Annotated in this window: 13 protein-coding genes and 1 tRNA gene; 5 read left to right on the top strand and 9 right to left on the bottom strand. The window is 65.8% G+C overall.

Going from position 1 to position 19,338, the window contains the following annotated elements:
• Positions 1 to 46: 46 nt before the first annotated feature.
• Entirely contained in the window at positions 47 to 949 is a 903-nt protein-coding gene (locus IFU40_RS13185) for a type II secretion system F family protein (RefSeq protein ID WP_342343528.1), read from the bottom strand.
• Complete coding sequence (locus tag IFU40_RS13180; protein WP_446724824.1) at positions 943 to 1,923, bottom strand: TadA family conjugal transfer-associated ATPase; 981 nt, start codon at positions 1,921 to 1,923, stop codon at positions 943 to 945. The genes IFU40_RS13185 and IFU40_RS13180 overlap by 7 nt, the downstream gene beginning before the upstream one ends.
• A 472-nt stretch (positions 1,924 to 2,395) precedes the next feature.
• On the opposite strand from IFU40_RS13180, the gene acs reads away from it, so the two are divergent.
• Positions 2,396 to 4,363 carry an acetate--CoA ligase gene (acs, locus tag IFU40_RS13175; RefSeq protein ID WP_055838412.1) on the top strand — a complete coding sequence of 656 codons (1,968 nt, stop codon included), beginning with the start codon at positions 2,396 to 2,398 and terminating at the stop codon, positions 4,361 to 4,363.
• 192 nt (positions 4,364 to 4,555) lie between these two features.
• Here the strand turns inward: acs and IFU40_RS13170 are convergent, their stop codons facing one another.
• On the bottom strand, positions 4,556 to 5,023 hold the full coding sequence (locus tag IFU40_RS13170; RefSeq protein ID WP_191926613.1) for an Atu1372/SO_1960 family protein: 468 nt from the start codon (positions 5,021 to 5,023) through the stop codon (positions 4,556 to 4,558).
• Positions 5,020 to 5,238, bottom strand: coding sequence for a DUF4177 domain-containing protein (locus tag IFU40_RS13165; RefSeq protein ID WP_055838421.1), 219 nt, complete (start codon positions 5,236 to 5,238; stop codon positions 5,020 to 5,022). The genes IFU40_RS13170 and IFU40_RS13165 overlap by 4 nt, the downstream gene beginning before the upstream one ends.
• A 116-nt stretch (positions 5,239 to 5,354) precedes the next feature.
• Between IFU40_RS13165 and IFU40_RS13160 the strand changes: the two genes are divergently transcribed.
• The 4 genes from IFU40_RS13160 to IFU40_RS13145 all read left to right on the top strand — a co-directional run bounded on the left by IFU40_RS13160 (position 5,355) and on the right by IFU40_RS13145 (position 10,855).
• A complete protein-coding gene (locus tag IFU40_RS13160; RefSeq protein ID WP_191926612.1) occupies positions 5,355 to 8,054 on the top strand; it encodes a transglycosylase domain-containing protein in 2,700 nt (899 codons plus the stop codon).
• Positions 8,051 to 8,974, top strand: coding sequence for a metallophosphoesterase (locus tag IFU40_RS13155; protein WP_156784906.1), 924 nt, complete (start codon positions 8,051 to 8,053; stop codon positions 8,972 to 8,974). The genes IFU40_RS13160 and IFU40_RS13155 overlap by 4 nt, the downstream gene beginning before the upstream one ends.
• A 114-nt stretch (positions 8,975 to 9,088) precedes the next feature.
• Positions 9,089 to 10,612: a hypothetical protein gene (locus IFU40_RS13150; RefSeq protein WP_191926611.1), complete on the top strand. Its 1,524-nt coding sequence runs from the start codon at positions 9,089 to 9,091 to the stop codon at positions 10,610 to 10,612.
• Positions 10,613 to 10,778: 166 nt separating this feature from the next.
• Positions 10,779 to 10,855 (top strand) — tRNA-Pro (locus IFU40_RS13145).
• A gap of 150 nt (positions 10,856 to 11,005) precedes the next feature.
• On the opposite strand, the gene IFU40_RS13140 is transcribed toward IFU40_RS13145, so the two are convergent.
• From IFU40_RS13140 to IFU40_RS17250, 5 genes are all read right to left on the bottom strand, one after another.
• Positions 11,006 to 11,479 carry a hypothetical protein gene (locus IFU40_RS13140; protein ID WP_191926610.1) on the bottom strand — a complete coding sequence of 158 codons (474 nt, stop codon included), beginning with the start codon at positions 11,477 to 11,479 and terminating at the stop codon, positions 11,006 to 11,008.
• A gap of 33 nt (positions 11,480 to 11,512) precedes the next feature.
• The gene (locus IFU40_RS17315; protein WP_446724826.1) at positions 11,513 to 11,956 is read right to left on the bottom strand and encodes a recombinase family protein; all 444 of its coding nucleotides are present in this window, start codon (positions 11,954 to 11,956) and stop codon (positions 11,513 to 11,515) included.
• Between the two features lie 75 nt (positions 11,957 to 12,031).
• Positions 12,032 to 12,277 carry a hypothetical protein gene (locus tag IFU40_RS13130; RefSeq protein ID WP_191926609.1) on the bottom strand — a complete coding sequence of 82 codons (246 nt, stop codon included), beginning with the start codon at positions 12,275 to 12,277 and terminating at the stop codon, positions 12,032 to 12,034.
• Between the two features lie 135 nt (positions 12,278 to 12,412).
• On the bottom strand, positions 12,413 to 12,877 hold the full coding sequence (locus IFU40_RS13125; protein WP_191926608.1) for a hypothetical protein: 465 nt from the start codon (positions 12,875 to 12,877) through the stop codon (positions 12,413 to 12,415).
• A gap of 8 nt (positions 12,878 to 12,885) precedes the next feature.
• Entirely contained in the window at positions 12,886 to 19,332 is a 6,447-nt protein-coding gene (locus IFU40_RS17250) for an RHS repeat-associated core domain-containing protein (protein ID WP_191926607.1), read from the bottom strand.
• Positions 19,333 to 19,338: the final 6 nt, after the last annotated feature.

Here is a 19,338-nt window from a genome sequence, read left to right as displayed (position 1 = left end):
TAGGGTCGAGGGGAGGGAAGCGGGTGAGGCGGGCGACTGCCCCGCGCTAGGGGAACCCGCTGGAACGCAGCAGGCCGAGCATCATCGGCACGACGGCGAGCAGGAGGAACGCGGGCAGGGTGCAGGCGCCGAGCGGCACGAGAAGGTGCGTCGACAGGCGCGCGGCCGCCGCGCGCCCCTCGGTACGGGCGCGATGACGTGCCATCCACGCGTCGCCGCGCAGCAGCTCGCTCGCCGGCACACCGGCGCGCACGGCCAGATCGAGGGTCGCCGCGATGGCCTGGTCCCCCGAGGCCTCGGAGAGCGGCGGCCCGACGCGGCCGGCTGCGGTGGCGAGCTGACGCGCCCGATCGACCGAGATCCCCGCCGAGAGGGCCACCGCCCACAGCTCGGCGTTCAGACCCGGCACACTTCGGGGTGGCGTCGCTCGGCGCACGAGATGGCGGGCCCACAGGCGTGAGGCCACGACGAGGATCGTGCCCCCGACGAGACAGGCCGTGCCGAGCGGATCGGTCACCAGGATGCCGACGGTGTCGAAGCCCAAGGCGAGCCCCAGCGGAACCCCCAGAACCGGGAGCCACGCGATCAGTCGCGCGGTCGCCGCGGGTTCGGCGAGTGCCACGCGCACGTCGGCCGAGATCTCGGCGGCGTCCCGCAGGGCTCCCCCGATCGTGCGCAGCGTATCGGCCAACGGCGCACCGGCATCGACGGCGACCGCGTAGACCGCGGCGACATCGCTCCAGGTCTCACCCGCCGAGCGCAGGACCTCGGCGACGTCGTCGCCGCGCGCCGCCGCCCGTGCCGCGCCCACCGCCGTCGCATCCCCTCGCTCGGCGACGACGGCCCACGCGCGCGCCGGGGTCAGCCCCGCGCCCAGCAGCACGGCGAGACGCATCGTGGTCTCGAGCGCGTCGGCGTGACCGATCGCGGCGCGTCCCGCTTTCACCACGGCTCCGCATCGATGCGTAGTCGCCCGTCGCTCAGCACCGGGCGCCCCCATCCCGTGACCCGGCGGCGTCCGTCACGACGTTCGACGTGCACCACGGCACCGATGGCGCTCGCGGTCTGCCTGCCGGTGGTGGTGGCATCCATTCCCGCCAGCGACCCCAGGGCCTCCAGTCGCGTCGCCACGTCGCGCAGGCTGCTCGCGTGCAGCGTGCCGGCGCCTCCGTCGTGGCCGGTGTTGAGCGCCATGAGCAGGTCGCGTACCTCTTCTCCGCGGCACTCCCCCAGAACGAGGCGGTCGGGTCGCATGCGCAGCGCCTCGCGAACGAGGCGGGCCACGGTTAGGGCCCCGGCACCCTCGAGGTTGGCCTGGCGGGCTTCGAGCGCGACGTGATGGGGGTGATCCGGGCGCAGCTCGGCCACCTCCTCGACGGTGATGAGACGTTCCCCGGCGGGGACTCGGCCCAGCAGGGCGGCGAGCAACGTCGTCTTGCCCGCCCCGGTGGCGCCGCTGATGAGGATGTTCCACCGCCGATCGACCATGTCTTCCAGACGCCCGCGCTGCGTCGCGGTGAACATGCCCCCGCGTTCGAGCCCGACGAGATCGGGGGCGTCCCACCGCGGCACCCTCACCGAGATGCTCGTTCCGCCCACGGCGACCGGTGCGAGCACGGCATGTACGCGGACCCCGCGTTCGAGCCGCACGTCGACGCAGGGCGACGCGTCGTCGAGATGGCGACCGCCGAGTGCGATGAGACGCACCGCCAGCCGACGGACCTCGAGCTCGCTCGCGCGCCATGACGCCACGCATTCGATGCCGCGCCCTCGATCGATGAAGAGTCCCCGGTCTCCGTTGACGAAGAGATCGGTCACCGACCCGTCGTCGAGGAACGGCCGCAGGAACGCCAACGCCGGATCGTCCCAGACGGGGGGCGCTTCAGCGGGATCGGGTCGGTGCAGGGGAATGACGGAAGACACGACGACGACCGTAGGGAGGACGCCCCCTCCCCCGTCGAGCGAAAACCGCGATCGGTGGATGCTCCGACGCATCGACACCGTGGGGAGGAACGGTCGTTCTCTCCGCGGCAGCGGGTGTGCGCCCCGGTGAGGGATGGCCCCTCGGGGCCGGCGTCGCGGGCCATCGGCCGCGGAAAGAGGAGGGGGCGGCATCCCTACAGTGGGGGGCGAGGGATGCCGCCAGGCGCCGGAGGAAAATTGGGGGGCTCCCCCCGACGCGGGTGCCGAAACGATGTTCCGACATGACTAGGTTACGCGTGGGAGAACGGCCTGGCCAACTCTCAGACCCATTCACCCCGATATATCACCTGTTTTGATCGCGAGCCGATGCCAACTATCGGAGGTGGCCGGTGTCGGAGGGGGTCGATAGCGTGACCCGGGTGATGACGTCGCGCACCGACGCGGCGTCGCGTGAACGCGAAGGAGCGCCGCGATGAGCAGCCAGATCGACCATCTCCTCAACGAGACCCGCCGGTTCGCGCCGGCGGCGTCGTTCGCAGCGCAAGCCGTCGCGGATCGCAGCCTGTACGAGCGCGCCGCCGCGGATCGCGAGGGCTTCTGGGCGGACCAGGCTCGCGAGCTGCACTGGCACACTCCCTTCACCCGCGTGCTCGACTGGTCGAACCCGCCGTTCGCCGAGTGGTTCGGCGACGGCGAGCTGAACGTGGCCTACAACTGCCTCGACCGCCACGTCGAGGCCGGGCACGGCGACCGCATCGCCCTGCGTTGGGAGGGCGAGCCCGGCGACCAGCGCAACGTCAGCTACGCCGAGCTCACCGACGAGGTCAAACGCCTCGCCAACGTCCTCACCGAGCTCGGCGTGGAGCAGGGCGACCGCGTCGCGCTGTACCTGCCCATGATCCCCGAGGCGATCGCGTCGATGCTCGCCGTCGCCCGCATCGGCGCGGTGCACTCCGTCGTCTTCGGCGGATTCTCGGCCGACAGCCTGCGCGCCCGCATCGACGATGCCGGGGCGAAGGTCGTCATCACCGCCGACGGCGGGTGGCGCAAGGGCAAGGTGTCGCCCCTGAAGCCCGCGGTCGACCAGGCTCTCGCCGACCGCAACGGATCCGGCATCCAAGAGACCGTCGAACACGTGATCGTCGTGAAGCGCGGCGCGAACGAGGTCGACTGGACCGACGACCGGGACCTCTGGTGGCACGATGTCGTGCCGTCGGCGTCGGCCGAGCACGAGGCGCAGGCGTTCCCGGCCGAGACGCCCCTGTTCATCCTCTACACGTCGGGGACGACCGGTAAGCCGAAGGGCATCCTGCACACCTCCGGCGGGTATCTGACGCAGGCGGCCTTCACGAACCGCGTCGTGCACGACGTGCACCCCGAGACCGACGTGTACTGGTGCACCGCCGACATCGGGTGGATCACCGGCCACACGTACGTCACCTACGGCCCGCTCGCGAACGGCGCCACCCAGCTGCTGTACGAGGGCACCCCCGACACGCCGCACCCGGGCCGCTGGTGGGAGCTCATCGAGAAGCACGGCGTGAGCGTGTTCTACACCGCTCCGACCGCGATCCGTTCGTTCATGAAGATCGGGCGCGACGTCCCGCAGAAGTTCGACCTGTCGTCGATCCGGCTGCTCGGCTCGGTGGGCGAGCCCATCAACCCCGAGGCGTGGATCTGGTATCGCGACATCATCGGCGCCGGCGAGGCTCCGATCGTCGACACCTGGTGGCAGACCGAGACGGGCGCGATCATGATCTCGGCCCTGCCGGGCGTCACCGAGACCAAGCCCGGATCGGCCCAGGTGCCGATCCCCGGCATCTCGATCGCGGTCGTCGACGAGCAGGGCGAGAAGGTGGGCAATGGCGGCGGCGGTCTGCTCGTGGTCACCGAGCCGTGGCCGAGCATGCTGCGCGGCATCTGGGGCGACCCCGACCGCTACCGCGAGACCTACTGGGACAAGTTCGCCGACAAGGGCTACTACTTCGCGGGCGATGGCGCTCGGCTCGACGACGACGGCGATGTCTGGCTGCTCGGGCGCGTCGACGACGTCATGAACGTCTCGGGCCACCGCCTGTCGACCGCCGAGATCGAGTCGGCCCTGGTCGGCCACGAGGGCGTCGCCGAGGCGGCGGTGGTCGGTGCGTCCGACGAGACGACCGGGCAGGCGGTGGTGGCGTTCGTCATCATCAAGAGCCGCTTCCTCAAGCAGAACCCGGTGGAGGGCCTCGGAGACGAGCTGCGCAGGTGGGTGGGAGAGCAGATCGGTCCCATCGCTCGTCCCCGCGACGTGTACATCGTGGGCGAACTGCCGAAGACGCGCTCGGGCAAGATCATGCGCCGGCTGCTCCGCGACGTCGCCGAGGGGCGCGAGGTGGGCGACACCACGACGCTCGCCGACACCGCCGTCATGAGCGTGATCAGCGCCCAGGTGAAGTGATCAGCGGTCGTGGATGCCGTGTTCGACGGCGTCCACGACCGACGGTCTTACTCCGTGCGAGCGCGTGGCGCCATCGCAGAGACCGTCGTTCGCGGCGCCATCCCCGTCGCGGACGAGAAAGACGAAGGGGACGCGCGGTACGACCGCACGTCCCCTTCGTCTCGCCGGGTGCCCGGCATCCGGAATCGATCCTCACACGACGGTGAAGACCACCTCGACCTCGACCGGGCTGTCGAGCGGCAGCACGGGAACACCCACGGCGGAGCGGGCGTGCGCGCCGGCCTCGCCGAACACCTCGCCCAGGAACTCGCTCGCCCCGTTGATGACTCCCGGCTGACCGGTGAACTCGGGAACGGATGCCACGAACCCGGTGAGCTTGAGCACACCGGTGAGATTGTCGACACCGCCGGCCACGGCGGCGGCCGCGGCGATCGCGTTCAACGCGCACTGGCGGGCGAAGGAACGAGCGTCGGCGGGGCTCACCAGTCCGGCGGACTCCCCCACCTTGCCGGTCGTCGGCAAGGATCCCTGCACCATCGGCAACTGGCCCGAGGTGTAGACGAGGTCGCCGTGCCGTTTGGCCGGAATGTAGGACGCCACGGGCGGGACGACGGCGGGCACCTCGACGCCCAGCTCCGCCAGGCGCTGCGAGACGCTCACTGCTGGCCCTCGAACTGGCGGGCCGCCTGTTCGGCCGCGCCGAGACCGGCGTTGGCCGTCCCGCCGCCCGTGGGCCGCTTGAGGTAGGCGACGAGCCCACCCTCGGGACCGGGCACGACCTGCACGAGCTCCCAGCCCTGCTTGCCCCAGTTGTTGAGGATCGCGGCGGTGTTGTGGATCAACAGCGGCGTGGTGACGTACTCCCACGTGATCATTCGGGCTCCCGGCGGTGACTCGGCGCGCGCAGACTCGTGCGCGCGGGATGAACGCGTACGCGTGCGGGCGCACGCCTTCGAGGCATCGCCCAGCAACGTCGCTTAGCATCAACCCTATGCCCGAGAACAAACGTACGGCTAGCGGTGCCCTCGGCGGCATCGTCGGCCTCGTCGGCCTGAGCGCGGTCGCCGGACTCCTGGTCACCGCCGCCGTGACGCCGGCCATCGCCGTGTCCGGCGCCGCCGCCTCCAGCGCCATCACCATCTTCGACAAGATGCCGAGCTACCTGCAGCCCGACGAGCTCATGGAGCCGACGACGCTCATGGCCGGCGACCGGGTGCTGGCGAAGTTCTACGACCAGAACCGCTCCCCCGTCACGTTCGACCAGGTCAACCCGGTGATGTACGACGCGATCCTGTCGTCGGAAGACCCGCGGTACTACCAGCACGGCGGCGTCGACCTCATCGGCACCACCCGCGCGCTGCTGAGCAACGCCTCGGGCGGCGAGACGCAGGGTGGCTCGTCGATCAGCCAGCAGTACGTCAAGAACGTGCTCGTGCAGCGCTGCGAGCTCGAGGCCCGGGCCGTCGAGCCCACCGACAGCGACCCCGGCATGACGCGCGACGAGGCACTGCAGAAGTGCGCCCTCGAGGCCGTGCAGTCCGAGGGCACCGAGGGCTACCAGCGCAAGCTGCAGGAGATGCGCTACGCCATCCAGCTCGAGAAGGAGTACACGAAGGACCAGATCCTTCTGGGCTACCTGAACATCGCGAACTTCGGTGGCACCACGTACGGCATCGACGCCGCCGCGCGGTACTACTTCAACACCCCGGCCTCGCAGCTGAGCGTCAGCCAGTCGGCGATCCTCGCGGGCATGGTGCAGAACCCCAACCGCTTCCGCATCGACCGCGCCGAGGGGTCGATCTTCGACAACGACGGCACAGCGTACAACAAGCAGCCCGACGGCTCGATCGACGACGTCGATCAGGGCACGATCCAGGCGTTGTACACGCTGCGCGACAACGGCGAGATCACGCAGGAGCAGTTGCTCAACGCCGCCGACGGCTACAGCGAGACCAAGGGCCGACAGCTCTACGTGCTCAGCCGCATGGAGGTCGACGGCAAGATCACGCACGAGCAGTACGTGGCGGCCGCCCTCGAGCCGATCAGCCCGGTGATCACGCCCACCAGCCAGGGCTGCGCCTCGTCGGCCGCTCCGTACTTCTGCCAGTACGTCGTCTCGACGATCCTGAGCGACCCGGCCTTCGGCACCGACACCGACGAGCGCGTCCGCGCGCTGCGTCAGGACGGCCTCACGATCCAGACGACGCTCGACTGGCGGGTTCAGGATGCCGCGCAGAACGCGATGAACGCCTACGCGCCGCAGAGCTTCGACGGCATGAAGTTCGGTTCGACGGTCGTGAACACGGAGTCGAAGACCGGTCGCATCCTCGCGATCGCGCAGAACACGAAGTTCACGCAGGACCCGGGTCAGGCCGAGGCCGATCCGTCGTTCAACTCGGTCGTGTTCGCCGGTGACAGCACGAACGGCGGCTCGATCGGCTTCAGCGCGGGGTCGACGTTCAAGCTCTTCACGCTCGTGGACTGGCTCGAGAAGGGCCACTCGCTCAACGAGACGCTGAACGGCCGCATGGGTCCGGTGCCGAACATGACGAACTCCTGCACCGGCAACTACGTCAACATGAACAACGACCGCATCAACAACTTCGCCAACAACGGCGGCTACGTGGGAACCCCCATGATGTTCACGCGCGACTCGCTGAACACCGGCTACCTGCAGATGGCCGCCCAGCTGGATCTCTGCGACATTGCCAAGACCGCGAAGAAGCTGGGCGTCACCCGGGGCGACGGCACCGACATCACGATGCAGTACGCCAACAACGTCATCGGAAACGACAACGTCTCGCCCATCGCCATGGCCGGCGCGTATGCGACCGTGGCGAACGGCGGCACGCTGTGCCAGCCCAAGGTCATCGACAAGATCACCGACAACAAGGGCGCCGACCGCGCGATCCCCGAGCGCACGTGCTCGCCCGCGCTGACCCCCGAGATCGCGGCGACCGCGGCCTACGCCCTGCAGGGCGTCATGGCCGGCGGCGGCACCGGCTCGCAGGGCAACCCGCGCGACGGCACCCCGGTGCTCGGCAAGACGGGTACCCACGAGGGATGGCAGACCTGGATGATCGAGTCGTCGACCAACACGACGACCGCGGCTTGGGTCGGCAACTACGAGGGCAGCGAAGACCTGTTCCGCAAGTACTGGGGCGGGCGCGCACTGTCCGACATCCGCTACCCGCTCGCCGCCGACGTCCAGCGCTCGTCCGACGACTTCTACGGCGGCGACCGGTTCCCCGACCCCGCCTCCAACCTGCTGCGCACCGTCCAGCGCGACCTCCCGAACGTCGTGGGTCAGAGCATCGACAGCGCCCGGTCCACCCTCGAAGGCGCCGGTTTCCGCGTCTCGATCGGCGACCCGGTCGACTCCGAGTTCGGCGGCGACCGCGTGGCCGCGATGAACCCCGGCGCGGGTTCGGCGGCCGCAGGGTCGGTCATCACGCTCAGCCCCGGCAACGGGCAGGGCGGCACCGTTCCCGATGTGTCCGGGCAGCCGGTCAGCTCCGCGCGTGCGGCGATGCTGTCGGCCGGGTTCGGAACCGTATCGATCGGGTCCTGTGAGCGGGACGGCAATGCGCCCGCAGAGGGACGCGTCGCCTCGACGAGCCCCTCCGGCGGTACCTCGGCGAACAAGAGCACCCCGGTGACGCTGGCCATCGTCGCCAAGGACTGCCCGTGACGCGCCCCCTGGTGACGGCCGCCCTCGCACCCCTCGGGGTCGCGGGGGCGGCCGCTGTCGGGGCAGCGGTGTGGGGAGTGGGCATCGAGCGGTATCTCTTCACCGTGCGCTATCACGCCGTCCGCGTGCTGCCGCCGGGTGCGGAGCCCCTCCGGGTACTGCACGTGTCCGACGCGCACATGGCTCCCTGGCAACACCGTAAGCAGGAGTGGATGTCGAGGCTCGTCGAGCTGGCCCCCGACCTCGTCGTCAACACCGGCGACAACATGGGACACCGCGACGGTCTCGTCGGGGTGCGCACCGCCTTCTCGTCGCTCCGCGGCGTTCCGGGTCTGGTCGTCCACGGATCCAACGACTTCCAAGAGCCCGCGCCCCGCAACCCGCTGCGGTACTTCCTCGGCCCCTCGGGCCACCTTCCCGCGCACAAGCACCTCGACATCGACGCGCTCGATCGCTTCTTCGCCGTGGATCTGGGGTGGAGCATCCTCGACGACACGGCCGTCTCGCTCGAGGTGAAGGGCACGCGCATCACGGCGTTCGGTGTGAACGACGCCCACCGCAACTGGGATCGCCCCGAGCTCATCCCGCCCGTGCTCGACACCCTGGATGCCGCCGACCTCCGGATCGGCGTGATGCACGCGCCCTACCGGCGAACGCTCGACACGTTCACGGGTCTCGGCGCCGACGTCCTGCTCGCGGGCCACACGCACGGTGGTCAGGTGCGCGTGCCGTTCAGCCGCAAGGCGCTCGTCTCCAACTGCGACCTGCCGCTCGACCAGGCGCGCGGTCTGAGCGAGTGGACGTACGACGGGCGCACGGTACCCCTCAACGTCAGCGCCGGCCTGGGGCACTCGATCTACGCCCCGGTGCGTTTCGCGTGCCGGCCCGAGGCGACGCTGCTCACGCTGCTCCCCCGCTGACCCGTTCTCCCCATCCTCGAAAGGGGCCGTTCCTTCCACGGAACGGCCCCTTTCGCCGTCCGGGGCATCCCTTCAGCGAGCACGATCGAGTCTCCTCGACCGAAGGGACTCCGCATGAACCATGCTCCCCCGCCCACCCGCCGTCGCCTTCCGGCCTTCCTGGCCGTCCTGGCCGTGCTGCTCAGCAGCCTGACCATCGCTCCGGTCGCCCACGCGGCCGATCAGGGCACCGGCTTCGGCACCTGGGCTCCCCTCTCGCGCACCGGTTGGCACGGCTCTATGCGAGTGGGCGACGTGCACACCTACTGCATCCACCCGGGTCTGCCCGTCGCCACCGGGCCCACGACGGACCACGGCGTCACCTCCGACGTGAACGGCCTCAGCCCGCAGCAGCTGGTCTCGATCAACCACCTCGTCAGCGCGTACGGCCAGACCGACGACGCCGTGCAGGCGGCCAGTGTGGGCTGGGCCGTGAAGGCGATCGTCGACCGTGACACGACGCTCCACTCGTGGGGGTATTCCGGCGACCAGTTGCCGGAGGCCATCGACTTCATCATGCGTCGCGCGAGCCCCGAGAACAGCGCTGCGATCCAGGAACGCACCCTGCAGTACCTCGCCGAAGCGGAGGCGATCCGGGTGCCCCGCACCGGCGGCTCGCTGACGCTCTCGGCGGCGCAGGACGACCCCACGCGCGGCACACTCTCCGTAGACGTCGACCCGGATGCCACGGGCACACTGCATCTGCAGAACGCGGTGTTCGCCGACACGGGGTCCGCCGATCGACACGACGTGCGCGGGGGTGCGACCTACGCGATCATCGCCCCCGCCTCGGCCTCGGACGACGGGCGGCCCTACACGGTGCGCGCGACGGGCTCCTTCTCGGTGCGCGCCGCAGCCATCCGGTACTACTCGACACCCGATCAGCAGGAGTCCGCCGGTCCCGCCGGCCCTCAGACGTTCGAACTCTCGACCCAGGATGCCGCGCCCCGGCCCGTGCAGTTCTCGCCGCGCGTGCAGACGATCGCCCGTCTCGAGGGGCGCCGCTTCGTCGATGACGTCACGGTGTCGACACAGGACGGCGTGTGGCCCCGCCGGGCGGACGGGTCGTTCGTCATCCTCTCGGCCACCGCCGACATCTACCGGACGGGCGCGTTCCCCGCCGAGGCCGACGAGGTCCCGGCGTCTCTCAAGCCCGTGGCCCAGCTCACGCTGCGCACCGATCCGCTCGAGGGGGCGGGAACGTACACCGTGCAGACCGAGGCGGATCTGCCGGGCGCCGGTGTGTACACGGCCGTCTGGCGCATCGAGCGCTCCGCGCAAGATGCGGATGTCGTGCCGCACCTGCCGCCGTCCTTCCTGTGGGTGGAGCGGTTCGCCTCGCCCACGCAGACCGAGCAGCTCGTTCCGACGCCCCCGGCAGACCCGACACCCGCGTTGACACCCGCGGCCACGGTGGTTCCCGTGCCGGCTGCCCTCCCGACGGCGCCACCCGCAGCACTGCCCGCGGTACCCGTGCTGGCGGCCACGGGGGTCACGACGGCCTCGCTCGGCGCCACTGGCGGCCTCGCGGCGGTGCTGCTCGGTGCGGGGCTGGTCGCGGCCCACACGGCCCGGCGACGTCGCACTCCGCGGTCCTGAGCCGGAGGGAGGCCGCTGCGTCACGCGCGGCCTCCCTGCGCGGGCGCCGCGTGGACGAAACCCACGTGGACGAACTAGGACACCGGAACACGCCCTCCCGAACGCGCTCGAATCCCGCAATGGTTCGAAGCATGCCGCCCGACGGGGTAGACTTTCCTAGTTGCAACGGGGTGTGGCGCAGCTTGGTAGCGCGCGTCGTTCGGGACGACGAGGCCGCAGGTTCAAATCCTGTCACCCCGACCAATTCAAGAATGTTCCAACCTTTGGACGAAAAAGTAGTTCCAAAGGCGCTAGCGAGGAAGCCTCCCGTAGATTTGCGGGAGGCTTCCTCGCTTTTTGCTGGGGTGACGTGATTCCCGCAGCGGCCGTTCAATTCTTGGACGGCCGCGTCGATCACCGTGCGCTCTGCAGCGAGGACCACCTCGCCGAGCTCGTCGCGATGGACAGTAAATTTGTTGAAGGGTCCCACGAGGCTCCTCGCCGGACGTGGTGAGGTGAACCGCGGTAGAGCTTGCCGGGGTTGTCGAGAAGATCAAGCTGCGCATCGGCTATCTCGACGCCGACATTGAGGCTGGCCAGCGTGTGACTGAGCTTGTTGGCGACTGCGCCCTTCTTCAGGGTGATCTGGTTGAGCTTGTCGCGGAGCTTGGGTGTCGAGACTGATCCGTCGGCCGCTAGCTCAATGAGACGTTCCTCGTGGTCTTCGAGCTTGCGGAGTTCGGCGGTGAGGGAAGCCTTCATCTGGCGGTCCTTCTCGCCCATGTGGTCACGGGTTAAATGGAGCCGCGAGCGAAGCGCCTCGATGTCGTTGGAGGTGAACCCTTTGCGCGTGACCTCGAGAGCGACCTGCTCCTCAAGGTCTTCCATCCGAAGGGTGCCAAGGGTGCAGTGGTCACGTTGCTAGCCCGAGCAGACCCAGTACTCGCACGCGCCGCCGTTACCGGTGCTCTGTGAATACACAAGACGGCGGATGCGTCCTTGATCGGCGCACTGACCGCAGTAGAGCATTCCTTTGAGGTAGTGGAAGTGGACGCAGTCTCGGTCCCCCTTGCGGTTCCTGCGATCCAGGATGGATTGACACGCGACGAAGGTCTCCTGGGTGATCACCGCAGAGTGTCGACCCGGATATAATTCCCCCTTGAACGGCAACATCCCGGTGTAGTACGGGTCCCGAATAATCTCCGCTAGAGCGCTCGACGACACTGGCCGCTCGGGACGTTTCGCAGAGGCGCGAGTCGTGAGACCCATGTCACCCAGGATCGACGCAAGCTGCCAGACGGAGTAGTCGTCGGTCGCGTACTGCTCGAAGGCCCACCTGATGAGTGGCGCTCGTACGGGGTCGATGGCGATGGTGTCGACGAGGCGTCCGTCGAAGTCTTTGCGGACGTTGAGGTAGCCGAGCTTGGCGCGGCCGGCGGTTCAACCGTTCTTCGCCTTGTGGAGGAGCTTGTTCCTGATGTCCTCTCCGCTTTGGCGGACTTGGACTTCGTTCATGATGTCGGTGATGGCCTCCATTGCGCCGGCGCGCGAGGCGTCAGGAGGTTTGAACGCCAATTCTTCGCTGAGAAGCTGTCGGAGGCCGGTCGTGTCGCTCGCTCGCGTGGCTCCGTTGAGTGCATCGTGTGCAACCTTGAAAGAGCGGCCGAGCACATTGCAAGTCGCCATTCAACGAGGCTACGAGTTCCGCGCGCGTCGGCCGTGAATCCTTGGTCTTCTGCCGTATGCACGTAGGCCATACGACCTCAGCGATACTCGGACAATCCAAAGCGCATTTCCCAAGAGCGGAACACGGAACGAGATTCAGGGCGAATCATCCTGCTTCAGTGCGCCGCTCGCCGCCCGGGTGTATCCCACCAGGTGGGCTGCGAGAAGAAAAACACCGGCTCCGAAAAAAGCGCTGATGCTCCCGACCAACAGAGCGAGCAAAGGCGGCCCGTTCCAGGCGGCCGCCCACCACGCCGGAAACAGTGTTGCAAGGGAGGGTATCACAACCGCCGCGATTCGAACCTTTCTTCCAGCATCCCGGAGCTTCCTCGCTATCAGAAAGGTGCAGAGCGCAACAGGAAATCCTGCAAAAGCAAAGTTAACAACAACCCCATAGAGATAGGTGTCCAAGCGAGCATACGACCAAGCCAACGGTGACCAGACGTCATTCCCAAAGACAAATCCGCGCCCCTGATACAGAAATATCGTCCCAACGGTAATGAGCACTGTAGACACCACAGACGCGATTGCAAATGCAATAGCTAGACGCACCCAGTTCATACTCATCCTCATTTTGGCGTAGAGACGCCGAGCAGGCCACGCAGGTTGGCAGCCTGAAGGTCCCACGGGCCATGATTGGCCTGGAGTACTTCAATACCAAAGAACGTGAAGAAATCAGCTCCGTGTCCCACCGCGTCCCGTTCGAGATACACAATCCCACCGTCCTCGTATGTAGAAAATTGAATTGTCGACCCAGGCGCGTCGAAGTACCCTTTAGATATCACCGTGAACTTGGTTGAAGTAGAGGTGACGTCAACCCCGACCCAGCCGTTGGGATTCGTCGTGAAAGCACCAGTCTTCAGGAGGCATTCCGCCCCAGTCGAAAACTTTCCACATCCCTCAACCGTAAAGGGGAATACTTTCGCGGGATTGTCTTGGAATACCCTCATCACGCTCTCAGGCGAGTATTCCTTCGAGTAAGAAATTGCAGATCTATACGAATAATCGTACGACCAAACACCTGCACTTGGCCGATCGGGCGTGCGGAGTCGACCAGACCCGCCCCGATCCGGATTTGCTTGTGCGCTCAACTCACGAATCCGACAGTCCCAGTTCCCACTCCCGCACCCCGAGCTCGAATGAGTACCACCCTGAGATGGTGCGTAGGCGGATTGCGGCGGGCCGGGCCTGGAGCGAGGTGCACCCGGGCAACCGCGGACTACGGAGCAATCGTCGTATGCAAGACCCGTGGGATCGCTCCACGTGGTCGGATTGTTTCCCGAGTACGCATATCCAGTGTTTTGCTGGGGCTTGCTAGGATCCACGACCGGGTCGACGGACACGAATCGCCCTAGTCGATTGTCATAGGTTCGCGCACCGATAGTAGTCAGCCCTGTGTCGAGCGAGGTTGGCTTGTTGAGGAACCCGGAGTTGTCTTTCCACGCGCCACTACTACCCGCCGCCTGTTGGCCGAACGGGTCCCGGTACTGCGTAGTGGTGGCTCCCGAACTAGCGACGGATTGCGTGTCAACGGTGCCTTGCGAATCTGCGTACAGCCACGACACCGTCGACCCATTGGTTCCGGACTTCGCAGTCCTACTAGCCACCGGTTTTCCCTCTGCTGCCAGGTAGGTTCGAACCGCTGTCGTCACATCGGACCCGGCCGAAGTGGAGAGAACTGTGTCGAGCAGATACAGACTTGCATCTCCATCAGGCTCGATCCTCATCAGCAGCTTGCCGTCGGCGCCGTAGATGTTTGTCTGCTTCTTCCCCGTGGCCAGAATTTTGACGGATTCCAGTCGCCCCAGCGCGTCGTAGTCCAACGTCTGTCCCGGGCGAATGATTGTGTTTCCGGATTCGTCGTAGGAGTAGGTGCCATTTCCGTTGGCCGACGAACCAGCGACAGCGCCAACCGCGTGAGGCCGATCCTGACCATCGGACGGGTAACTGTACGTCGTTGTCGATGTAGTTCCGCTGGGAGTTCGGGCGACAAGCTTGGTCCTGTTGCCTGTTTCGGCATCGTATGTGTAGTCCTTCCACATTGGCGCAGGACCAACCAAGGCACCTGTTGTGGGAGTGTCGCTGCAATCTGCAGACGCGGACGGAGTCCAAATCCGCTTCAGCTGGCGCAGTGCATCATACGAGTAGCAGTTGACTTGCTTCGTCTGCACAGGAACTACGGAAGTCTTAGTCGCCACCTTTATGTTGCCCGCATTGTCGCGCGCGTAGTACCGGTTGGAGACCCAGTGTCCAGCACCATCGAACACACTGTTATCTTTGATACTTGTCACAGCTCCCGTCACGCTGTCGTAACCGTAGGTTGTGTACGCCTCGTCACCGTTATTCATTCGATTGAACTGCGCGAGTTGCCCGATCGGCGTGTACACGGTGCTGTTGAGAATCCCTCCATTGCCACCCAGCCCAGAAAGCCGACCCCACGCATCGTACGTGTACAGAATCTGCTCAGATGAGATGCCGCCCATCGCGGGCAGGTTTCTCACGGAGACGGACGAGTCCGCGTAGTAGCCAGCTGTGGAGGTAAAGGCCTGGCCGCCAAATGCCGGTGCTCCTGAGGGGATGGTGAGAACCGAGCGCGTCGCGTTGCCCGCCGCGTCATAGCTCCCCACGGCGCTCACATACGCGTGTCCCGCAGTACCTGGAGTTGATCCGACGTACGAGGTGCTTGAGGTGAGGAGTCCCTTTTTTACTGTGTCGTAGGACCATGAGGCGAGCAGCGAGCCCGTTGACGTACCGTCATACACCGCTGTCTTCCTATTAAGCGCGTCATAAGTCGTGGTGACCTTCTGACCACGTGCGTCCGTAGTCGACGTGAGGTTGCCAACATTGTCGTACGTTGCCGTCAGGGAGCCCGAATCCGGGTCGGTCTGGGAGACGCGATAGCCCCTCAGATCGTACGCCCAGGACCACTCATTACCCACCGGGTCAGTCATTTTGATGAGATGACCACGCATGTCGTACGCGAAAGTCGTGCTCTGCCCTGTCCCCGACGTGCCGGCCGATAAATACTGAGTAAGTTTGGTGCGCTCCCCTCGAGAGTTAAAGTACTCCGATGTCGAGGTTCCTCCCGATGGCGGCACAGTGTCAACCCGGTCCGCTCCAAGGTACGACGAGGTGGAGAAGAATTTTTCTTGTCCGAGCCCCTTCGTGGTCACCGTGGTCGTCCTTCCGGCAGCATCAAACGCTGTCTCGGTGGATGAAGGCACTGCATTCTGGCTGTCGGGGACAAACAGCGTTGTTCCCGGCGCGACGGAACTTGTCCAGTACGGGTTGTCCTGAAGGTACGCCCGCCCTTGGTCGTCGTACGACGTGGTGGATATCGCAGCGCCACCACTCGGGGCGGGGGCCTGCTTTTGAACGGAGCGCCCGAGCCCGTCGTAAAGCTGAAACTCATCCACGTTGCTGCCGGCGCGGTACGTGGTTGTCTTGACGGCGTTGGGCGATGTTCTTGACAAGAAGTATTCGTAGGACATCGACGGGCTCGAAGGGTTGCTCGCACGTGGCCTCAGAGGCAGCCACACGTTTGCAATACGCCCGAGCGCGTCTACTTCGGTTGTGGTGAGAGCACCCTTTGGATCCGTGGTGGAAGTGGCGATGCCGGTCGTCGGCTCGATTGTGGCACGGCTCACCCAGTTGAAGGGGGCGGTATTTGTGGTCGTGGTCCCGGTCGTGGGTAGCTTTGCGGCCGGCGTGTATGTCGACGTCGCGGTTCTGCCCAATGCATCGGTCTTGATCAGAGGCCGACCGAGCGAATCGTAGGTTGTCGAGGAAACGCTCGACCATACGGGCTGCCCGTTGCTGTAGCGGGACACTGCTTCCTTCTTGGTGGGCAAGCCCCTCGTGGGTGTGTCTCCCCAGTCGCCGCCGTCGTATGCCGTTCGCTCACGCGAGACGAGGTCGCGGGGATATTGAGCAGAGCCCAGAGACGAACATGCCTGTGCTACCGTGCGAACTTCACTCACGGCGCCGATGATCCACGAGTTGGTGTTCGGGTCTGAATAGGTCGTCACCGTGCAGCTCGCCGCCGCGTCGGACGGCGACACCGAGACTTTAACGGGTAGCCCGTATGCCGCCTCGTAATCAGTTTGCGTTCGAACCGTGCGATCGTCCCCGGATGAGGTCGGTTCGGTCACGAGTACTTCGGCTGTGCGCACCGTCCGTGAGCGCCGGGATCCGTCGTCCGCGCGGACGCCGGACGCCCAGGGGGTCGTGAGGGTGTCTTTTATCACGGCACCTCCCACCCCGAGCGAACTCTGCTCTCGACGAACCAGGCCTGCGAACCACCGTTCGTCAGGAGAGGAGCTGCCGGTTGCGGTCGCGCTCTTTGTGCCCCCGGAGTCGGACGCGCGATCGCCGTTCATACCTTGGTAGTACCAGTTCTTCGTGACCCGTTGCTCCGACGGAAGAGCAGGGTCACCCTCGCGGATCTCGACCGTGTCTACTCCGGCAAAGATGTTCCACGTTCTGCGGTTTTCGGCGGTGAGCGGCGAATCGTTGTACCGCCATCGCGGAGTCCCGTAGTAGTACGCCGTGCGTTGGGTCTTGTTGAGCGCAGGTCCGGTGACGTCATCAATGATCGTCGAGGCGACTCGGTACTTGTGGAACAGGTCGAGACGCGGCTCGGTTGAGCCGTCGCTCTTCGGCGACCACCACTCCGGGTAGCACCACTTCGTGTTTGTTTCAGGCGAGTCTAAGGTCGCGGCAGCTTGAGCAGCTGTGCACTGCGGAGAGTAATAGTTGACGCTCGTGACGGCCCCGAGAGTGTCCTTGATCGAGCTGATCCGCCACTTAGCGAGGGGGGCCAATCCGTCGATAGTCCACACTCTGTTCTGCATCGTCGTGCCGGAGAACTCGGTGGGTGGCTCAGTGATCGGACTCTGACCTGCTCGGCTACCCGTGTGCTGCACACGCTTGAGCCACAGTGCGGCATTCGTCCCGTCGCCAGGGTCAGGAAATGAATGAGTCAGCTCCCAGGAATCGGTCTTGCTGTACGCGCCGTTCACCGTTGTTTGTGCTTCAACGGTGCTTAGGCGGGCGTTGCTGAAGAACGTCGGGCTGACTTGGGAAGAGCTGCAAGAGCTGTTCGTGCAAAGCTGATCCCAGGGAACGTCGGGATACTTCGAGGTGTTCGATGGTCGAGTAGGGTTCTCCAGCGACTGCTGCGTGCAGTCAGCACCCGTGGAATCGCTGCAGCGACCATCGGCGTCGTAGCTAAGGAGAATCCTGTAGGCAGCGGCGTTGCTGCCAGAAAGGTTGTCGCTCCGCAGACCGTACTCGACTCGGTTCAGTGCCCCGCCACGCGTGTAGGTCACCGCCCCAGTTCCGTTTCGTGCGTACTTGTTCTTCTCTGCGGTGTAGTAGTAGGCCGTCGCATTCCCGTGAACATCAACGACATAGTCGAGATTCCATCGCCAAGCTTGCATGCATGAGGACGATGCGAAAGTCGAAGCCTTGCAGGGCTCGCCGGAATCGTTACCAAACACAGGGACAGTCCAAGCGGAACTGGTCGTAGCTTCGCCTTCGCTCCAGCCCGGCAGCCTGTTCAAGCCGAAGAAGTATTGCGTTCCGTCGGTCGTGGTCATACGCCAGCATTCCGCGTTGACTGTGCCGTTAGGAGCGCACCCCTGAGCCGAACCGACCAGCTTTTCGAACCTCGTTCCGTCGTCCTTCTCCAGACGCCAGGTGCCCGTCGCTGAGTCCTTCACCAATGGTCCCGAATGGCCTGCAAGTGAAACGGTGGCGTTGTCGGACTTCCAGCAGAGGTCCCCGGACGCTTTGTTCGGGCCGGAAGCACCGTCATCGACAGCGCAGGGGACGTAGTTTCTATCGATGAATCCGGTGCCGTCAAGATCCCACCCCTGGCCCACCGATGAGGTCTGGTTGTTAGTGGAGCCGGTCTGCCCGTCAACCAACTGCGAATTGTAGGCAAGACCCAACCCCGGCTGGGGACCGATGGGGGCGGAAGGTGTGGTGAACGCATACCTCCACGTAAACGCGCCGGTCTGTTCGGTGACATCCCAGGTTGAGGACGACTTCAGGGGCGTCGCCGAGTAGTCGCCCGTACCTTTATCGCTGGATGCGGCGGCGAGCGCCATGACCATGCTGCCGGTCTCTGCCGCCTGCGGTGTGACAACGACGTAGTCAACGTCGCTGGAGGTGCTCAACTTCTGCGCCTTCGAGAGGTCGAGGGAGCCGCCGTCGTCGGGGACAGGGACCTGGACCCAGCTCAATCTGTCGAAGTAGTCGGCGCCGAACCCGTTGGAGAGGGTGGCGATCGGCACCCGCATGGCCAGATCTGCCTCTGTCGGCTGATCGCTCTCGAGCTCGAGTTTGACTGCAAGGGCTACGGAGGTCGGATCCTTTAGTGTCGTCTCGCTCGGATCGAGGATCTCGATATTCACGGCGACGTCGGAGCTTTTGACAACGGGCGAAATTTCGAGCGGCTGGTCGTCGACCTTGACCCATTGGTCAGTCGACACTTCGACCGGGTCTGAGGACCCTGCTTGGGCGAGCGAAGCAGTGAGGCTTGCCGTTAGGTCGACGGACGCCGATACCGATGCCGGACCGGCGGTTTGCGTTGGTTCAGGGGTACCGGTCGGCGCTGGAGGCGGCGGAGTTGGAACAGCTGGGCTTGCGGACGGTGTCGTGCCTGCCGTGGTTGTTGGGGTGGGGCTGGGTTCCCGGGACGGCTGCGGGGCGGGTGCTTCGACTTTGGTGTCCTCGCCGTCGGGCGCACCAAATTCGATGAGTTCGGGATCCGTGGGCGTCAGCGGCGCGTCGGGAACCTCGGCGACGTCCGCGGACGAGTCTCCGGCGAGAGGAACGTCGGTTTCGCCTGCATTGGCGCCGTCGACCGGCTGCTCGAACTCGGGCATTGTCATGTGGTTGGGTGCATCGGTCTCTTCTGCGTGGACCGGTTGCAGTCCGCCGAACACGAGGCCCGCGGTGAGCAGTACTGCTGAGGCGGTCTTGAATGACCGCTTGTGTGTGAAGCGCACGTGTTC

Source organism: Microbacterium sp. CFBP 13617 (genome assembly GCF_014839445.1).
Classification (GTDB): domain Bacteria; phylum Actinomycetota; class Actinomycetes; order Actinomycetales; family Microbacteriaceae; genus Microbacterium.
Note: the sequence above shows the minus strand (reverse complement) of the source record. Positions and strands in the feature narration are given on the sequence as shown.

Excerpts from the sequence above, each read along its gene's own strand:
- acs (WP_055838412.1), top strand. The coding sequence starts at position 2,396 with ATGAGCAGCCAGATCGACCATCTCCTCAACGAGACCCGCCGGTTCGCG.
- IFU40_RS13165 (WP_055838421.1), bottom strand. The coding sequence starts at position 5,238 with ATGATCACGTGGGAGTACGTCACCACGCCGCTGTTGATCCACAACACC.
- IFU40_RS13160 (WP_191926612.1), top strand. The coding sequence starts at position 5,355 with ATGCCCGAGAACAAACGTACGGCTAGCGGTGCCCTCGGCGGCATCGTC.
- IFU40_RS13150 (WP_191926611.1), top strand. The coding sequence starts at position 9,089 with ATGAACCATGCTCCCCCGCCCACCCGCCGTCGCCTTCCGGCCTTCCTG.
- IFU40_RS13140 (WP_191926610.1), bottom strand. The coding sequence starts at position 11,479 with ATGGAAGACCTTGAGGAGCAGGTCGCTCTCGAGGTCACGCGCAAAGGG.
- IFU40_RS13130 (WP_191926609.1), bottom strand. The coding sequence starts at position 12,277 with ATGGCGACTTGCAATGTGCTCGGCCGCTCTTTCAAGGTTGCACACGAT.
- IFU40_RS13125 (WP_191926608.1), bottom strand. The coding sequence starts at position 12,877 with ATGAACTGGGTGCGTCTAGCTATTGCATTTGCAATCGCGTCTGTGGTG.